The organism is Aminobacter sp. DSM 101952, assembly GCF_001424795.1.
Taxonomy (GTDB): domain Bacteria; phylum Pseudomonadota; class Alphaproteobacteria; order Rhizobiales; family Rhizobiaceae; genus Aminobacter; species Aminobacter aganoensis.
The window spans coordinates 197,897-215,308 of record NZ_LMCL01000033.1 but is presented as its reverse complement, the minus strand read 5'-3'; the positions used below and the strand labels follow the sequence as shown (position 1 = coordinate 215,308).

Sequence of the window (17,412 nt, the reverse complement as noted above, 5' to 3'; positions counted from 1 at the left end):
TTCCGGCCGCCACGATCGTGTGTGTCCTGGCAGGGGAAGAAGGTTCACGCCGGATAGGGAAAAAGTTCTGGCGAACTCCAGTTTTGCTTTCATGCCACGACAACCGGACATGGATATGCGGCAATCCATCCCCTGCGCCGACTTCGACGTCGCCATGCCGTGACATCAATGAAGGGCACGGCGGCCCAGAACGGCAGCCGTATCTTCCGACTGCACCTTCGCGCGGTAGCAATCCCAGCCGTCAGACCCAGTGTAATGCAATCGCAAGGGTCAATTGACAGCCTAGCCACCTCCCGCCGGGATTGCCGCAACCACCCGCCCGGAAAGCGCCAGGTCGTCGTTCGTCGCCATCACTGCCAGCGACGTCACCGGCAGTTCGGCCAGGATGCGCCGGCGCCACCGCTCCGCCAGCCCCGACAGATCGGCCGTCTCGGCAACGCTCAGCGCCGCCGCGAAGTGATAGCAGCCGACCACGTAGAAGCGGGTCTGCCGCGCGCCGCATGCCCGCTGGACGAGCGCGAACACGTCCTCGCCGTCGCGGCAACAGGGATAGACCGGCAGGTAGATGCGGCCGGTGTTGATCCGGCCGAGGAACGGCCCGCCGATGCGCAGGGAGAGTGCGCCCAGCCGGGCGAGAGCCGCCGCGGCGGCATCGGCGCAACGCGCCAGATCAGTTTCGGCAAGGCCGCCGACGATCGTCGCATGCAGCTTGGAAGCGCGTTCGCGGCCGATTTGCCAGGCGATCTTGTCGCTGAACGAAAACGAGCGAAGCTCCGCCTCGAACCGTCGAAACGCCTTCGACCTGCCCAGCTCCCCGGCATCGACAGGCACGACCAGCGAATGCCGCGGCGTCGCGTATCGACCGTTGCGATAGTCGGTCCCATCCTTGCCGGCCAGTGCGTCCGGGTGGCCCGGCGCCACCAGCGGCAGGTGGGCGAGGCGATAGGCCTCGTCGAAATCCAGTGTCGCGCCTGGGCCGAAGCTCCGGCGCGCGGCGTCGTAGCCCATCATGGCGTCGTCGCAGAATGTCATGTCCGGGGGTCCATGCGGGCAGGGCTGTCGGAGCGCCTCACGGCTTGACCATCAGCACCCAGTTCTCGCCCGCGCCGGTCCAGCCCTCCTTGACCATGGGCTCGGTAGCGATCTCGCGGTATCCGGCGCTCTCATAGAGATGCCGGGCCGTGGCGTTGGCGTCCGAGACGATCAGGCTGGTGCCCGTGCAGCCGGTGGCCTCGGCTATTGCGTCGGCCATGGCCAGCAGCCGCGAGCCGAAGCCGCGTTCCCGCGCCTCGGGCAGCGTCGCCACCACGTTCACGTACCAGCTGCCGACGGCCAGCGCCTCGAGCATGTTGAACGGCACGAACATCGCGGGCGTGTCGGGGTCGGGTATCGTCGGCTCGATCGGATAGCCGATCAGGCAGGCCAGCACCTTGCCGTGCTCCAGCACGACGGCGTTGCGGTACGAGAAGCTGCCCTCTTCGCGCCGTGCCCGCTGGCGCCCCATCTCCCAGGGATCGCCGCCTTCGGCCATCTTGGTCCAGAGATACAGCGGCAGGCCGTCGCCGGCCATGTTCACCAGCCTTGCCAGGATGTCGGCGTCTTCCTTGGTGGCGGGGCGGGCCTCGGCGGTCAGGCCTTCGTCACTGTGCGCAGCCTTCTCGGCCATGACCGCTCCTCCATTCTGCAGCCGTCCCCCGGCTGCGGTCCATATAGGAGCGCGCGCCGCCAGCCCAGTCAACCGCGCTTTGGGCTGCTGCCCGGGGGCAGTGCGGAAACGTCGGCTTTGCCGTTTGTCACCCATCCCGGAATGTCATGTTTTTAAACTTGATATTTTTAGTCCAGTTTTGTATTGGCTCATCCTGGGCGGCGGGTTAGGTTGCCATGGCCGCGCATCGTTCGGCGCGCGGTCATGGTGTCGGACGAACACAGGAGGCGAACCGGATGATGCATGTCGCTCCCAGCGCGGGCTTTTCCGAAGCAGGCAGCCGCGAAACGGACATTGGCCGCTATCTCTCGCTTTTCGGTCGTGTCGAAGCCCTGAAATCGCAGGTCGACAGCGCGCGGCGCATCGCCAACGAAAGCCTCGGCCGGCTCAATGCCTTGCCGCAGCCCGAGATCGGCGAAAACACCCTGTTTGTCGATGCCCTCGACATGCACCGCCGCGACAAGGAAGCGCTGTTCGAGGCGATGCGCCAGCTCGACGCGGCACGCGAAGCCCTGCGGCTGGTGGCAGCCGCCGTCGTTCCCGGCCGATGAATCACAGGCCCCGCCGAGGGCGCACACGTTTCTGATCTGGAGATTTTCTTGTTGGCACACCTGAGCGAGAACGAACGTCGGCACGAGGAAGCCCAGGCGCATATCCGCGCCACCATCATGAACGAATTCTGCGAGGTCATGCGCAAGACGGGCCTGCCGCCGATGGTCGTCATGCGGCTCGCCGCCCAGGCCGTGGGTTCGATCTACCGCGAGACCGCGGATGCCCACTCCGGGCCGGCTGCCTGCCCGTGCGGCTGGTGCCCGCGCGAAGGCACCGATGTCGACATTCTCTGCTCGGCGCTGCTGGCCGCCTGCACCCGCCGCAAGGGCCGCGACCTCCGCTCCATGGCGATTGCCGGAACGGCCTGACCGCGGCCCGCTCGCCCTGTGCGAGGGCCGCGGCGGCGCCGTGCCTCAGTTCGGCAGGCAGGCTTCGCAGATCGCCGCGATGTGGCGGTGGTCGGTGCCGCAGCAGCCGCCGAGGATGCGCATCGTCGGAAACGACCGCGTCAGCGCGCTGTAGCGGCGGCCGAGATCGGCGGGATCGCCGGGGTCCAGCGTTTCCGAATTGTCGAGCTCGGCATGGCTCTTGGCCGAGGCGTTGGCCTTCACGCCGGCCACCCGCTGGAGCCATTGTTCGCCCGCCGCCAGCGCCGGGGCGAAATGGCTCGGATGGGCGCAGTTGATCATGTAATAGAGCGGGTAGGCGCCGGTCTCGCGGTCGGTCGTCTCGATCGCCTCCTTCAGCGTCTTCCCCGTCACCAGCCTGCCGTCGGTCTCCACCGTAAACGAGATCATGCACGGCATGCCGAGCTTTTTCGCCGCGCGGGCGATGCCGATCGCCTCGTCGATGTTGGTCAGCGTATAGGCCGCCACCATGTCGGCGCCGGCCTCGGCAAAGCTGGCGATCTGGGCCGCGTGGTAGGCTTCGGCCTCCCGCGCATCCATGTTGCCGGCCTTGTAGCCGTCGCCGCGCGGGCCGATGGCACCGCTCACCACCAGCGGCGTCTCCGGTGCTTCCCACGCGTCGCGTAGCTCTTCGAGCAGGCGGATCGAGCCGACGTTGATTGCCTTCAGCGCCTCCGCCCCGTAGCCCAGCTTCGTGCCCCAGTCGGGGTTGGCGCGCCACGTCGCGCTGTCGAGCACGAAGCCGGTGCCGCGCCGGCGGGCGATGTCGAGATATTTCTCGTAATAGCCCTTCAGCCGTGCCCGGCCCTCGGCGCTGTCGAGCAGCACGAAGGAGGCGAAATGCGGCAGCTCGACGCCGTCATGGAAAATCAGCGTCGTTTCCATGCCGCCGTCGCTGAGGAACAGTCCGCCCTTCATCTGCGGCAGGTCGTTGCGGTACTTGGCCATCTTAGTCTCCGATACCAACGGTTCCCGTCCTGCCGCACGGCCCGGCATCGGGAATGGCGAAAGTGTCGCCCAGCCGTTGCTTCGGAACTAGAAATCTTGCGGTGCGGTGGTCGTCGCATCGTGAAACAGGTAAAAATTCCAATGGTTTGGCCAAGCCTGTGGCGGCGTATGCGTCATCGGTGATATTCTGCCGGGGCCAAAAACCGTACCTCGGGTACAGCGTTTCGGATCGGATATGGGCAAGGGCCTCGAAACCCGTGAGCGGATTCTCGCGATCGCCGAGATGTCGGTGCTCGCCAAGGGTTTCGGCGCCACGTCCATCGATGAAGTCATCGCCGAGGCCGGCATCACCAAGAGCGGCTTCTTCTACCACTTCAAGGACAAGAACGAGCTCGCCCGCGCCATGCTGCTGCGCTACGTCGCGGCCAACGACCGCGTCTTCGACGACGTCTTCGGCCGCGGCCGCCAGCTCTCCGACGACCCGCTCCAGGCCTTCCTCATCGGCCTCAAGCTGCTCGCCGAGGTCATGGCCGACCTGCCCAATGGCCACCCCGGCTGCCTCATCGCCTCGGTCTGCTACCAGGAGCGCATGTTCGACCGCGAGGTCCGCGCCATCGCCGCCAGTTCGGTGCAGGGCTGGAATGCGCGTTTCCGCGCCACGCTCGACGAGATCGCCCGGCTGCACCCGCCGCGCGAGGCGGTCGACCTCGACACCGTCGCCGACATGATGTCCTGCATCGTCGACGGCGGCATCATCATGTCCAAGCTGATGGCCGACCCGCGCCGCCTCGAGCACCAGGTCCTGGCCTTCCGCAGCTTCGTCAAGATGCTGTTTGGTCCCGCCGAGGCCGTCCGCCCGGTCCAGCCCGCCACCGCCTGAGGTCGCAAAGCCGCGCTTGTTAACGCTTGCCGCCCCTGCTAAAGCGCGGCGCATGACCACACCGCTCGACCACATCCGCAATTTCTCCATCGTTGCCCACATCGACCACGGCAAGTCGACGCTTGCCGACCGGCTGATCCAGTCCACCGGCGGGCTGGAACTGCGCGAGATGACCGAGCAGGTCCTCGACAACATGGACATCGAGCGCGAGCGCGGCATCACCATCAAGGCCCAGACCGTCCGCCTCAACTACAAGGCCAACAATGGCGAGGACTACGTCCTCAACCTGATCGACACGCCCGGCCACGTCGACTTCGCCTATGAGGTGTCGCGCTCGCTGTCGGCCTGCGAGGGCTCGCTGCTCGTCGTCGACGCCTCCCAGGGCGTCGAGGCCCAGACGCTCGCCAACGTCTACCAGGCCATCGACAACAACCACGAGATCGTCGTGGTGCTCAACAAGATCGACCTGCCCGCCGCCGAGCCCGAGCGCATCAAGGAGCAGGTCGAGGAAGTCATCGGCATCGACGCCTCCCAGGCCGTGCACATCTCGGCCAAGACCGGCCTTGGCATCGAGGACGTGCTGGAGGCGATCGTCACCCAGCTGCCGCCGCCGCGCGAGGGCGACATCGACGCGCCGCTCAAGGCGATGCTGGTCGACAGCTGGTACGACACCTATCTCGGCGTCATCGTGCTGGTGCGCATCATCGATGGCAAGCTCAAGAAGGGCCAGACCATCCGCATGATGGAGACCAACGCCAAGTACCTGGTCGAGCGCACTGGCGTCTTCACCCCCAAGATGGTCCAGGTCGACGAGCTCGGCCCCGGCGAGTTCGGCTTCTTCACCGGCTCGATCAAGGAAGTGGCCGACACCCGCGTCGGCGACACCATCACTGAGGACAAGCGCCCCACCGCAAAAGCCCTGCCGGGCTTCAAGCCGGCCCAGCCGGTGGTGTTCTGCGGCCTGTTCCCGGTCGACGCCGCCGACTTCGAGGACCTGCGCGCCGCCATGGGCAAGCTGCGCCTCAACGACGCCAGCTTCTCCTTCGAAATGGAAACCTCGGCCGCACTCGGCTTCGGCTTCCGCTGCGGCTTCCTCGGCCTGCTGCACCTCGAGATCATCCAGGAGCGGCTCGAGCGCGAGTTCAACCTCGACCTCATCGCCACCGCCCCTTCCGTCGTCTACCGCATGAACCTCAACGATGGTTCGACCAAGGAGCTGCACAACCCCGCCGACATGCCCGACGTGGTCAAGATCGCCTCCATCGAGGAGCCGTGGATCCGCGCCACCATCCTGACCCCCGATGACTATCTCGGCTCGATCCTCAAGCTCTGCCAGGAGCGTCGCGGCATCCAGGCCGACCTCAGCTATGTCGGCAAGCGCGCCATGCTGGTCTACGACCTGCCGCTCAACGAGGTGGTGTTCGACTTCTACGATCGCCTCAAGTCGATCTCCAAGGGCTACGCCTCCTTCGACTACCACCTCACCGACTACAAGGAAGGCGACCTCGTCAAGATGTCGATCCTGGTCAACGAGGAACCGGTCGACGCGCTGTCGATGCTCGTCCACCGCACCGCGGCTGAAAAGCGCGGCCGCGTCATGGTCGAGAAGCTCAAGGAGCTGATCCCCCAGCACATGTTCAAGATCCCGGTCCAGGCCGCCATCGGCGGCAAGGTCATTGCGCGTGAGACCATCTCGGCGCTGCGCAAGGACGTCACCGCCAAGTGCTACGGCGGCGACGTCACCCGCAAGCGCAAGCTGCTCGAGAAGCAGAAAGAGGGCAAGAAGCGCATGCGCCAGTTCGGCAAGGTCGACATCCCGCAAGAGGCCTTCATCCAGGCGCTCAAGATGGGCGATAACTAGCACTGCCCTTACCCTCCCCCTTGTGGGGAGGGTGGCGGCGCAGCCGCCGGGTGGGGGTTAGGCCCGCAGGGCCGGATGAGGGGCAGCGCTACCTCACCAACCAAGCTTCGTCGCAGATCAGCGGTGCACGTCGATGACGGGCTCCCCCAAAACCCTCATGGTGAGCCGTGAGCTTGTCGAACGGTCGAACCATGACGTTTTGGGGCGTCCAGAATATGGCGCCTTGCGCCCTCGTGGTTCGACAGGCTCACCATGAGGGCTACTGGAGCGCCTTCGCCTGCCACGGCCGTCTTCCCTCTGAGTCGCGACGACCCAGAACTTTACGCAACCCACCCAAAACACTCGTGGTTGCCGTGAGCTTGGGACGGTCGAACCACGAGGGTCTTGGGGCCGCCGCACCCACCGCCCTCATGGTGAGCCTGTCGAACCATCCGAATCCGGTTCATCATCGCCTTCGCCCGACCGCTTCCACCACGGCGTGAACTCGACCCCTTGTCTGTTCTTCGCCAGTTCCGGCAGCCTGTCATAGGCCAGCGCAATCAGCGCTTCCTTCTTGGCACGCGTCCAGCCCTTGATCTGCCGTTCGCGCTCGATCGCCTCCACGATCCGGTCATATGTTTCGGTGAACACCAGCTCCACTGGCCGACGCTTGGCGGTGTAGCCGTCATAAACGCCCTCATTGTGCTCCCACACCCGCGCCTCGATCTGCTGTTTGGTCAGGCCTGTGTAGTAAGAGCCATCCGCGCAGCGCAGGATGTAGACGGTGACTTCCATGCGCGCACGCTCCCTCAAGCAAAACGCGGAAGATGTACTTTATCAGGACTGAAGCAGAATTGGCCGCGGCAAGCGTTCGTCCTGAGCTTTTCGCAGAATGAGCCGAGAACGCAGCGCTCCCCCAAAACCCTCATGGTGAGAATGAGGGCTACTGGAGCGCCTCCGCCTCTCGCAACCGTCCCTCCCACTCAGTGGCGACGATCCAGAACTTGGCGCCGCCCGTCCAAAACCCTCATGGTGAGCCGTGAGCTTGCTGAACGGTCGAACCACGAGGGCTTTGGGGCGCCGCCCACCCAACTCCCTCATGGTGAGCCTGTCGAACCATGGAGTTTGGGGATGTGGCGCCAAGCGCCCGCGTGGTTCGACAGGCTCACCATGAGGGCTGCCGAGGCGCTTTTGCTCGGCCGCTGCACTTTTTGAGCCGAGCCCGCCTGCGTATCGCATCTGGGCGACCGGCTGGGGCGCTGTGTCCGGTTTCCTAGGCACCTCTGTACCCTGATCGCTAAGATAAATTCCTCTGACCAGCCCGTGAGGCTGCGCATCTCAAAGTTAGTTAAAGAATAGCAGCTAACTAAATCAAATGAAACGACGTTGACGTCGCTCCGTCTAGATGCAACAAAATCGACGAGTGGGAGCAGGGTAGGGGGACGTATGCCAGACGCGCAGAACCGAACAACTGAAGCCGAACTGTCGGCTGTGGTGTTGCAAATCCTATATGAGCGGCCTAATGGTCGTGCATCTGTACAGCAGCTAATATTGGAAATTCCGGGCCGATTGGTGCTTACACCTGAGGATCAGGCGCAATCGGATACTCGTCCGAATGAAGAAGTGTGGGAGCAGCGTGTTCGTAATATACGATCGCACCACAACACTGCCGGAAATTATATAGCCGAGGGGCTTCTGGCTGCCGTCAATGGTGGTTACGAAATTACAGCGATGGGGCGATTGCGCATCGAAAATAGATAAGTTTAGGCGAAACGCGCTTTGTATCCGGGCTGCAGCCATTTTAGCTCGGTACCATCGGAAACGGACTTGTCCCAAACGAACCAAGCATATGCTGTTGTGCCGGAGCCGGCTTGAACTGCTCCGGCTGGGTAGAATGTTATTCTTTCACTGAAGACCCAAACCCGTGCCGGCGGGCAGTCGCTGAAAATTGTACGAGCGCGGTTTGCGCCTTCCAAGAAGGCTAGTCGCAACAGCAATGCAAATTTGTTGCGCGCAATACTAACGCCAGTGCGGACGAACTCCTCCGCACTGTTATAAGGCGGGTTTGTCACGATATTGTCAACCAAACCGGTTGCTCGCGTGAAGTCTATGCCCGATTGACCATACCCGCGATCGTACAGATCTGAACTTCGCACGGGGTTGCCGCGCTTTTCGAGGACGCGGGACATAGCGCCGTCGCCGCAGGCGCACTCCCATATCTCGCCTTCAAAATTCTCATTTTCCATCAACGCATGGGTCGCCCATGCGGGCGTCGGAAAATAGTCGGGACCAGCCAGATCGGCAAACCGTTTCATCGTTGGCTTGAAGCCGCCGTTTAGGTGATACGTAGCGTCCATGGGCTAGCTCCCGATAATAATGAGTATTAAAAGAATATAATGGTTAATATTCGATGAATTCGGTTGGACGTTGGTCGGCTTGTTTCAAAGCGGATTTGACATGTTCTCTCACCTCCCAAACCGCATCACCCAATTCACCTCCCACGTCCCACCATCATCCCTAGACATCGCCTGTTCCCAGCGCGGTTCCTCCCCGCCCGTCCACAAAAACCGCACGCGCACCGGCACCCCGCCCTCGACATCGTCGCCATAAAACACGCCGCGACCGTCCACGAACCGTCCCACCATTGGCGGAAACAGCCGAAAACTTTTCGTGTCGCTCCAGTAAATCGACCACAGCCCGGTCCCGGGGTTGTAGAGGCGCAGCGTCATGCCGGTGAAGCCGCGCTCGGGCACCGCCATCTGGTCGAGATTGCCGCCAAAGGTGCCGTCGGGCGCCTGCATCACCTTTTCCACGCGGGAGAAGGCGATAAAAGTCTCCCAGTCGTCCGAGCCCACCAGTCGTTCGCGCAGGCGTTCGTTGGTCACCGTCCAGTCGCCGATCAGGAAATCGAAATCGCCGAAGCCGCTCATGCCGTCGTCCCTAGTTGCCGGCGAGACTAGCCGACCCCTCCTGACAGGCTTCTGTCAGCAGTTGTCAGGGGCGGCTTGACCAAATCCAGGCGGCAGGCTCATCTGCCGCCGCGATCCCGCCACACCTTCCGCCTAACGCCGCGCCATGAAATCGTTCGCCGTCCTCCTTGCCCTGGCCATCCTGCCCGCCTGCGCTGCCCGCGCGCCCGTGCCCCCCGCGCCGGTGGCCGCGCCCCGGCCGGTGGTCGTACAACCCGCCGTCGAACCGCTGCCGGCAGGGGTGAAACCGCTCACCGTCGAGCAGGACGAGCAGATTTCGCAGGGCTGAGCGAGGGAGAAGTTCTCCACGGGTTTGAAGAATTTTCGATTTTCTGGGATGCCGTGATCCTTCGCACCCCCCTCTGCCCTGCCGGGGGCATCTCCCCCGCAAGGGGGGAGATCAGGCTGTCATCGCGTCTCCGCCAAGCCGCTGACCGCGCAAGGAAATTCTTGTCGCCTGGCAGGTTGGCGCCGCGGGCGACGAGATTAATCTCCCTCCTTGTGGGGGAGATGGCCGGCAGGCCAGAGGGGGGTGCGAAGGATCTCGGCGTGGGCCATTTGCGGGCTCCACCCCCCGTGAACACCCACGCCCCCTTTCTCCACCACCCGAAAACCTCGCGTAGACTCCATCCCGTCCCTGCCATGGGAACACCGGTCATGACGGTGATTGCGTGGGCAGGGGCCGGCGCCTCCGGCGATGGGCCAGCGTAGCCCGCCGCCCGGGGAGGTTCCGTCCAAGGGTTCCCCTCCGGGCACTACGGCCCGGGTGCGCTGGACGATGCGCTAGTGGGGGCACAGGCGAAAATGCCCGCGCCCCGGAAGCGGAACGGACGGGATCAGAAATCGCCGGACGGGCGGTCGCGAGACCGCGCCTCTATCAACCCGAGCGGCCCCGCGACCGCCCGTCTTCCCACCTCTCAATGGCCAGACCGGAAACGGGGCGTGGCAAGGCCGGCACTTGCCTTCTCCCTCTGTAGGAGAAGGAAACCCCCACCCCAAGGAGCCCCCATGAGCGACCAACCAAAATCCTGGCACCCCACCTTCGAGCCGAGAAATTTCCCGCGCCGCGCGGAAACCGACGCGCAATGGGCCTGCGTGCTGCGCGACCAGCGGGAGCATGCCGAGGCCAAGGGCATCTATCTCGGCCTGTTCCAACTGCTCGCCGCCCATCGCGGTTTTGTCCGCACCTGCCCGTTGCGCGGCTGCCGGCGCTTGGGCCGCTGCACCGGCCGCCGCGCCGAGGACGACTGGTCGTTCCCCTTCAGGCCGTTCATCCCGCCCTGCGTGCCGCTCGATGCCGACCTTGTCGAGGAGCTGCGCGCCGAGATCCGCGCCGAAACCGACCGCATGGTCGCCGGCCTCGAGGCGCGGGGCGATGGCTGACCCCGTCGTTTCGGGCGGCTGGCCAATTTTCCTTTGGCCGGCATATCGGCTAAGCGGGACGGAGATTAGGAACTCCGGAACACCAGCGCATGCACGCCAGCCACCACGCCCCGCTTTTCCTCGGCATCGACACCGGCGGCACCTACACCGACGCCGTGCTGTGGTCGGAGGCGCATTCGCCGCAGGGCACGGTGCTGGCCAAGGCCAAGTCGCTGACCACCCGCCACGACCTTGCCGAGGGCATTTCGGGCGCGGTCGACGCGGTGCTCGACCGGGCGGGCGTCAACCCCGCCGCCATCAAGCTGGTGTCGATGTCGACCACGCTCGCCACCAACGCGCTTGTCGAGGGCCAGGGCGGGCGTGTCGCGCTCGTCATGATCGGCTTTTCCGAGGCCGACCTTGGCCGCGACGGGCTCAGGACCGCGCTCGGCTCCGACCCGCTGGTGCTGTGCGAGGGCGGCCACGACGTCCACGGCAATGCCCGGCCCCTCGACCTCGCGCCGCTCGAGGCGGCCTTGCCCGAGCTCGAAAAATCCGTCTCGGGCTTTGCCGTCTGCGCCTATTTCGCCACCCGCAATCCGGCCCACGAGATCGCCGCGCGCGACCTGATCCGGCAAAAAACCGGTCTGCCCGTCACCGCCAGCCACGAGCTGTCGGCCAAGCTCGGCGGCCCGCGCCGGGCGCTGACCACCTTGCTCAACGCCCGCCTGATCTCGATGATCGACCGCCTCGTCGCCGCGACAGAAGGCTTCCTCGAAAAGCGCAACATCGATGCCCCGCTGATGGTCGTGCGCGGCGACGGCGCGCTGGTCTCGGCCGAATTCGCCCGCCAGCGCCCGATCGAGACCATCCTGTCCGGCCCCGCCGCCAGCCTCGTCGGCGCCCGCCACATGACCGGGCTCGACAATGCGGTGGTCTCCGACATCGGCGGCACCACCACCGACGTCGCCGTGCTCGACCATGGCCGCCCGCGGCTCGATCCCGAGGGCGCAACCGTCGGCGGCTTCCGCACCATGGTCGAGGCGGTCGCCATGCGCACCTTCGGCCTCGGCGGCGATTCCGAGGTGGCGCTGGAAGAGGGCGGGCTGAAGCCCAGAATGTCGCTCGGCCCGCGCCGCGTCGTGCCGCTGGCGCTCGCCGGCATGGTCCATGGCGAGGCGGTGACGGCGGAGCTGGAGCGCCAGCTGCGCGCCCCCAATCCCGGACGCCTCGACGGCCGCTTCGCCGTCCGCACCGGTGTGCCGGAACGCCTGGCCGCCGGCCTGACCGCGCCCGAGGCCAGGCTCTACGACCAGATAGGCACCGTGCCGCTGCCGGTCGACCGCCTGCTCACCTCCAATGCCCAGAACGCCACGCTCAACCGGCTGGTGTCGCGCGGGCTGGTCCATGTCGTCGGCTTCACGCCCTCGGATGCCGCCCATGTGCTCGGCCGCCAGGCGAACTGGGACGAGGCCGCCGCACGCCTCGGCGCCGAGCTGTTCGCCCGCAAGCGCGACGGCCGTGGCCAGCCGATCGCGGCGAGCCCGGAAGCGCTGTCCGAGCGCGTGCTGGCGACGCTCACCCGCCTGTCGGCGGAGGTCATCCTCGAGACCGCCTTCGCCGAGGACGGGCTCGATGGTGCCGCGACCGTTGCACATGCGCTGGTGCAGCGCGCGGTCGATTCCCATCCCGGCATCGCGCGTTTCGCGGTCGCGCTCGACCGGCCGGTGATCGGCCTCGGCGCTTCCGCCCCGCTGCATTATGCCGGCCTGCCGCCGCTGGTCGGCAACGAATGCGTGGTGCCCGAGGACACCGACGTCGCCAATGCGCTGGGTGCGGTTGTCGGCCAGGTCCGCGTCACCGCCGAGGCCCGCGTCAGCCAGCCCAAGGAGGGGCTGTTTAGGGTGGCGGTCGGCGAGCTCGTGCGCGACTTCGTCGACGAGGACGCGGCAATGGCGCTGGCCGAGGGGGAGGTGCGCGCCATCGTCGCCGCCAAGGCGCGCGATGCCGGCACCGATGCCGCCGAGATCGAGGTGACGGCCGACTTCAAGGTCTCGACGGTCGAGGGCCAGCGCATGTTCATCGAGGCGCATGTGCTGGCGATTGCCGCGGGAAGGCCCAGGATCGCGGTTTGACGGCTAAATCGATTTGCGGCGGCGCGCCGGGCGGCAAATCTATGCTGCCTTGCAACATTGGACGAATTGACCCTGCGGGCTTTGCATGCCAAACGCCCGAAAACCTTGTTTTGAACGCCCCTGCGGCGCCGGAATTCTGGAGCGCAAGATATGACCGACACCGTCGAACTCTTTGGCCTATCGATATCGCGTGAGTTGCACGACTTCGTGGTGTCGGAGGCGCTGGTGGGCACGGGTGTTTCGGCGGATGCGTTCTGGGAGGGTTTTGCCGAAATCGTGCACGATCTCGGGCCGAAGAACCGGGCGCTCCTGGAAAAGCGCGACGACTTCCAGTTGAAGCTCGACGCCTGGTACCGCAAGCACGGCGCGCCGCACGACATGGCCGCCTATAAGGCGTTTCTGAGCGAGATCGGTTATTTGGTCCCGGAAGGCCCGGCGTTTTCAGTGACCACCGACAATGTCGATCCCGAGATCGCCACCGTCGCCGGGCCGCAGCTGGTGGTGCCGGTGATGAACGCGCGGTATGCGCTCAACGCGGCGAACGCGCGCTGGGGCTCGCTCTACGACGCGCTCTACGGCACCGACGCGATTTCCGATGCCGACGGCGCCGAGAAGGGCAGGGGCTACAACCCCAAGCGCGGCCAAAAGGTCATCGCCTGGGCCAAGGCGTTCCTGGACGAGTCCGCACCGCTGGCACAGGGCAGCTGGAGCGATGTGACCGGGCTTTCGGTCGAAGGCGGCGCGCTGAAGCTTGCGACCGCGTCGGGCACGGTTGCGCTGCGCGATGCCAGGCAGTTTGCGGGCTATCGTGGCGTTGAGAAGAATCCCGATGCCGTGGTGCTGGTGAGGAACGGCCTGCATGTCGAGGTTGTGGTCGACCGCGACAGTGCGATCGGCAAGACCGATCCGGCCGGCATCTCCGACATGATCCTCGAGTCCGCGCTCACCACCATCCAGGATTGCGAGGATTCGGTCGCCGCGGTCGATGCCGAAGACAAGGTCGTGGTCTACCGCAACTGGCTCGGCCTGATGAAGGGCGACCTGTCGGAAACCTTCGACAAGGGCGGCAAGCCTGTGACGCGCAGGCTGAATGGCGACCGCAGCTACACCGGCCCGGATGGCGGCGCTGTCTCGCTGCCCGGCCGCTCGCTGATGCTGGTGCGCAATGTCGGCCACCTGATGACCAACCCCGCGATCCATGACCGCGACGGCCACGAGGTGCCGGAGGGCATCATGGATGCGGCGATTACCGCGCTGATCGCCCTGCACGACGTCGGCGCCAACGGCCGCAAAGCCAACTCGCGAAAAGGCTCGATGTATGTCGTCAAGCCGAAGATGCACGGCCCCGAGGAGGTCGCCTTCGCCGTCGAGATCTTCGACCGCGTCGAGCGCCTCGTCGGCATGCCGCGCAAGACCATCAAGATGGGCATCATGGACGAGGAGCGGCGTACCACCGTCAACCTCAAGGAGTGCATCCGCGCTGCCAAGGAACGCGTGGTGTTCATCAACACCGGCTTCCTCGACCGCACCGGCGACGAGATCCATTCGTCGATGGAAGCAGGCCCGATGGTGCGCAAGGGCGACATGAAGCAGGCGCCGTGGATCAATGCCTACGAGGCCTGGAACGTCGACACCGGCCTCGAATGCGGCCTGTCGGGCCATGCCCAGATCGGCAAGGGCATGTGGGCGATGCCGGATCTGATGGCGGCGATGCTGGAGCAGAAGATCGCCCACCCACGCGCCGGAGCCAACACCGCCTGGGTGCCGTCGCCGACGGCAGCGACGCTGCATGCCACCCACTACCACAAGGTCGACGTGCACGCCGTTCAGGCCGAGCTGAAGTCCCGCCCCAAGGCGCGTCTCGACGACATCCTGTCGGTGCCGGTGGTCGTCCGTCCCAACTGGACACCGGACGAGATCCAGCGCGAGCTCGACAACAACGCGCAGGGCATTTTGGGCTACGTCGTGCGCTGGATCGACCAGGGCGTCGGCTGCTCCAAGGTTCCCGACATCAACGACGTCGGGCTGATGGAAGACCGCGCCACCTTGCGCATCTCCTCGCAGCACATCGCCAACTGGCTGCGCCACGACGTCTGCTCGCACATCCAGGTGATGGATTCGCTGCAGCGCATGGCGGCCATCGTCGACCGCCAGAATGTCGGCGACCCGCTCTACAGGCCGATGGCCCCCGAGTTCGACCAGTCGACCGCCTTCCGCGCCGCCTGCGACCTCGTCTTCGAAGGCCGCGCCCAGCCCAACGGCTACACCGAACCGGTCCTCCACAAGAGAAGGCTGGAGCTCAAGGCGAGGGAAAGAGGCTGAGCATTGCCAACGGAATGCTAAGCAGTCCGTGGTAATTTACGTCGCATGAACGCGTCCCTTCGCACCCCCCTCTGCCCTGCCGGGCATCTCCCCCGCAAGGGGGGAGATCACGCCGTCATCGCCGCTGCGGCCAATCGTCAAAATCGCAGGGACTATCCTTGCGACGTTGCAGAATGGGCGCCGCGGGTTGCGAGACTGATCTCCCCCCTTGAGGGGGAGATGCCCGGCAGGGCAGAGGGGGGTGCGAAGGAGCGCCCAATTAGCAACTCAAGGCGGCGGCCAATACCATGATCCTGCTCGCCATCGACTGTGCCGCAAGCCTCTGCGCCGCCAGCGTCTACGACACAGATGCAGGCCGCGAGCTTGGCCGGTCCGTGCGCTATCTCGGCAAGGGCCATGCCGAGCACCTGATGGCCGTCATCGACGAGGCGCTGGCGCAGGCCGACAAGGCTTATGCCGATCTTGGACGTATCGCCGTTTCCACCGGGCCGGGCTCGTTCACCGGCGTGCGCGTGGCGGTGTCGGCCGCGCGGGGGTTCTCGCTGGCGTTGAAGATCCCGGCCGTCGGTGTCACCACGCTGGAGGCGCTGGCCCGCGAGACGCGCGATGCGATCGGCCCGAGGAACGTTCTCGCCGCGCTCGATGCCGGCCGCGAGGAAATCCACGCCGCCTTGTATGACGAGCAAGGTGCCGTGCTGCGCGAACCGGCGGTCCTGACCCTGGCCGAGGCAATCGAAATCGCCATGTCCGGCGACGTGGCCTTGGCGGGCACCGCCGCGCGGAAGATCGCCGATGCGGCGAAGGTCGACCGCATCTTCGCCTTAGGTCCGGAACTGGCGACGTCGGACATCGGCACCTATGCCCGCCTTGCCGCCGCCAAGGAATCGGGCGAGCGGCCGAAACCCGTCTACCTGAGAGCGCCGGACGCCAAGCCGCAGGCCGGCTTCGTGCTGCCGAGGGAACAGAAATGAAACTGCCGTTCTGGCCGCTGAAGCGCGACTACGCGCTCGAACTCCTGACCATCGGTGACAGCGCTGCCATCGCTCCGCTGCACCACGAGGACTTCGTGCGTCCCTGGTCGGCCGAAGAGTTCGCCGCACTGCTCGAACAGGATACGGTGTTCGGCTTTGCCGTGCGCCAGATCGGCCACGGCGCCGAGGCGCCGGCGGGGTTCGTGCTGGCAAGGCTGGCGGCGGGCGAGGCGGAGATCCTGACCATCGCGGTTTCGCGCAGCCATCGCCGCCATGGTCTCGGCTGGCGGCTGATGGATGCGGTGCTGCGCGAACTGCACGCCCAGCGCGCCGAAGCGCTGTTCCTCGAGGTCGACGAGACCAACGCGCCGGCGATCGGCCTCTACCGCAAGTTCGGCTTCCACGAGGTCGGCAAGCGCCCGAACTACTACCAGTCGGCGCAGGGCGCCACCGGCGCGCTTGTCATGCGGCTCGATCTTCGCTAGCCAGAGGCCCGTTCGGGGGCGTTGAGGGCTACATGATCGGAAAGATCCGCACGGGGCTTGCGCTCTTCTGGATGCTGGCGGCCTCGCTGGTGCTGGTGCCGCTCCAGGTCATCTCGATGAAGACCGGCCTGTGGCCGGAAACGTTCATCCTCAAGATCTGGCATCGCGCCATGCTGCGGGCGCTCGGCATGCGCGTCCGCATCGTCGGCAAGATGGTCGAAACCCGACCGCTGATGATCGCGTCCAACCATGTTTCGTGGACCGACATCATGGCGCTCGGCTCGCTGGTCGACGTCACCTTCATCGCCAAGTCGGAATTGAACGGTTGGCCGGTCTTCGGTTTCCTGTCGCGGCTGCAGCGCACCGTGTTCATCGAGCGCGAGCGCAAGCGCAAGTCGGGCGACCAGGCGAGCGAGATCGCCCGGCGCCTTGCCGCCGGCAACGCCATGGTGCTGTTCGCCGAAGGCAGCACCGGCGACGGCAACCTGCTTCTGCCGTTCAAGAGCACGCTGTTCGGCGCGGCCTCGATGGCAATCGCCGAGGGGGCTGCCGAGCATGTCGTCATCCAGCCGGTGTCGATTGCCTATACCCGCATCCATGGCCTGCCGATGGGCCGCCAGCACCGGCCGATCGCCAGCTGGATCGGCGAGATGGACCTGGTGCCGCATGTCGGCCAGCTGCTCGCCGAAGGCGGGCTCGACGTCGAGATCCGTTTCGGCGAGCCGATCGACTTCTCGGCCAAATCGAGCCGCAAGGAAGCGACGCGGCTGATGGAGGAGCGGGTGCGCACGATGATGCTGCAGTCGCTGGCCGAGCCGCATCCGGCGCGGTAGGCG

Annotated in this window: 17 protein-coding genes and 1 pseudogene; 12 read left to right on the top strand and 6 right to left on the bottom strand. The window is 65.7% G+C overall.

The window, feature by feature from the left end:
- Positions 1 to 282: 282 nt before the first annotated feature.
- Entirely contained in the window at positions 283 to 1,032 is a 750-nt protein-coding gene (locus ASC75_RS22815; protein WP_055980924.1) for a hypothetical protein, read from the bottom strand.
- 37 nt (positions 1,033 to 1,069) lie between these two features.
- Positions 1,070 to 1,666: a GNAT family N-acetyltransferase gene (locus ASC75_RS22810; RefSeq protein WP_082496718.1), complete on the bottom strand. Its 597-nt coding sequence runs from the start codon at positions 1,664 to 1,666 to the stop codon at positions 1,070 to 1,072.
- Positions 1,667 to 1,941: 275 nt separating this feature from the next.
- Between ASC75_RS22810 and ASC75_RS22805 the strand changes: the two genes are divergently transcribed.
- A complete protein-coding gene (locus tag ASC75_RS22805) occupies positions 1,942 to 2,256 on the top strand; it encodes a hypothetical protein (protein ID WP_055980921.1) in 315 nt (104 codons plus the stop codon).
- A gap of 48 nt (positions 2,257 to 2,304) precedes the next feature.
- The gene (locus tag ASC75_RS22800; RefSeq protein WP_244487916.1) at positions 2,305 to 2,625 is read left to right on the top strand and encodes a hypothetical protein; all 321 of its coding nucleotides are present in this window, start codon (positions 2,305 to 2,307) and stop codon (positions 2,623 to 2,625) included.
- A gap of 45 nt (positions 2,626 to 2,670) precedes the next feature.
- On the opposite strand, the gene ASC75_RS22795 is transcribed toward ASC75_RS22800, so the two are convergent.
- Positions 2,671 to 3,612, bottom strand: a complete 942-nt coding sequence (locus ASC75_RS22795) for a homocysteine S-methyltransferase family protein (protein ID WP_055980918.1) — start codon at positions 3,610 to 3,612, stop codon at positions 2,671 to 2,673.
- Positions 3,613 to 3,847: 235 nt separating this feature from the next.
- On the opposite strand from ASC75_RS22795, the gene ASC75_RS22790 reads away from it, so the two are divergent.
- Positions 3,848 to 4,492, top strand: a complete 645-nt coding sequence (locus ASC75_RS22790) for a TetR/AcrR family transcriptional regulator (RefSeq protein ID WP_055980915.1) — start codon at positions 3,848 to 3,850, stop codon at positions 4,490 to 4,492.
- Between the two features lie 52 nt (positions 4,493 to 4,544).
- Positions 4,545 to 6,353 carry a translation elongation factor 4 gene (gene lepA, locus ASC75_RS22785; RefSeq protein ID WP_055980912.1) on the top strand — a complete coding sequence of 603 codons (1,809 nt, stop codon included), beginning with the start codon at positions 4,545 to 4,547 and terminating at the stop codon, positions 6,351 to 6,353.
- 495 nt (positions 6,354 to 6,848) lie between these two features.
- Here the strand turns inward: lepA and ASC75_RS22780 are convergent.
- Positions 6,849 to 7,127 (bottom strand): annotated as a pseudogene (locus tag ASC75_RS22780) (GIY-YIG nuclease family protein); the annotation flags it as partial.
- Between the two features lie 651 nt (positions 7,128 to 7,778).
- On the opposite strand from ASC75_RS22780, the gene ASC75_RS26235 reads away from it, so the two are divergent.
- Positions 7,779 to 8,093 carry a hypothetical protein gene (locus ASC75_RS26235; RefSeq protein WP_156381362.1) on the top strand — a complete coding sequence of 105 codons (315 nt, stop codon included), beginning with the start codon at positions 7,779 to 7,781 and terminating at the stop codon, positions 8,091 to 8,093.
- Between the two features lie 2 nt (positions 8,094 to 8,095).
- On the opposite strand, the gene ASC75_RS22775 is transcribed toward ASC75_RS26235, so the two are convergent.
- On the bottom strand, positions 8,096 to 8,689 hold the full coding sequence (locus ASC75_RS22775; protein ID WP_055980909.1) for a hypothetical protein: 594 nt from the start codon (positions 8,687 to 8,689) through the stop codon (positions 8,096 to 8,098).
- A 108-nt stretch (positions 8,690 to 8,797) separates the two neighbouring features.
- Positions 8,798 to 9,262 (bottom strand): hypothetical protein, encoded by a 465-nt coding sequence (locus ASC75_RS22770; protein ID WP_055980906.1) that lies wholly within the window; start codon positions 9,260 to 9,262, stop codon positions 8,798 to 8,800.
- Between the two features lie 145 nt (positions 9,263 to 9,407).
- On the opposite strand from ASC75_RS22770, the gene ASC75_RS22765 reads away from it, so the two are divergent.
- The 7 genes from ASC75_RS22765 (at position 9,408) to ASC75_RS22735 (ending at position 17,409) form a co-directional block, all read left to right on the top strand.
- Positions 9,408 to 9,590, top strand: coding sequence for a hypothetical protein (locus ASC75_RS22765; RefSeq protein WP_055980903.1), 183 nt, complete (start codon positions 9,408 to 9,410; stop codon positions 9,588 to 9,590).
- A gap of 719 nt (positions 9,591 to 10,309) precedes the next feature.
- The gene (locus ASC75_RS22760) at positions 10,310 to 10,684 is read left to right on the top strand and encodes a hypothetical protein (protein ID WP_055980900.1); all 375 of its coding nucleotides are present in this window, start codon (positions 10,310 to 10,312) and stop codon (positions 10,682 to 10,684) included.
- An 89-nt stretch (positions 10,685 to 10,773) separates the two neighbouring features.
- Entirely contained in the window at positions 10,774 to 12,798 is a 2,025-nt protein-coding gene (locus ASC75_RS22755) for a hydantoinase/oxoprolinase family protein (protein WP_055980898.1), read from the top strand.
- 150 nt (positions 12,799 to 12,948) lie between these two features.
- On the top strand, positions 12,949 to 15,120 hold the full coding sequence (locus tag ASC75_RS22750; protein WP_055980896.1) for a malate synthase G: 2,172 nt from the start codon (positions 12,949 to 12,951) through the stop codon (positions 15,118 to 15,120).
- A gap of 287 nt (positions 15,121 to 15,407) precedes the next feature.
- Entirely contained in the window at positions 15,408 to 16,091 is a 684-nt protein-coding gene (gene tsaB, locus ASC75_RS22745; RefSeq protein WP_055980892.1) for a tRNA (adenosine(37)-N6)-threonylcarbamoyltransferase complex dimerization subunit type 1 TsaB, read from the top strand.
- Positions 16,088 to 16,576, top strand: coding sequence for an N-acetyltransferase (locus ASC75_RS22740; protein ID WP_055980890.1), 489 nt, complete (start codon positions 16,088 to 16,090; stop codon positions 16,574 to 16,576). Before tsaB ends, ASC75_RS22740 begins: the two co-directional genes overlap by 4 nt.
- Positions 16,577 to 16,608: 32 nt before the next feature.
- Positions 16,609 to 17,409: a lysophospholipid acyltransferase family protein gene (locus ASC75_RS22735; RefSeq protein ID WP_055980887.1), complete on the top strand. Its 801-nt coding sequence runs from the start codon at positions 16,609 to 16,611 to the stop codon at positions 17,407 to 17,409.
- Positions 17,410 to 17,412: the final 3 nt, after the last annotated feature.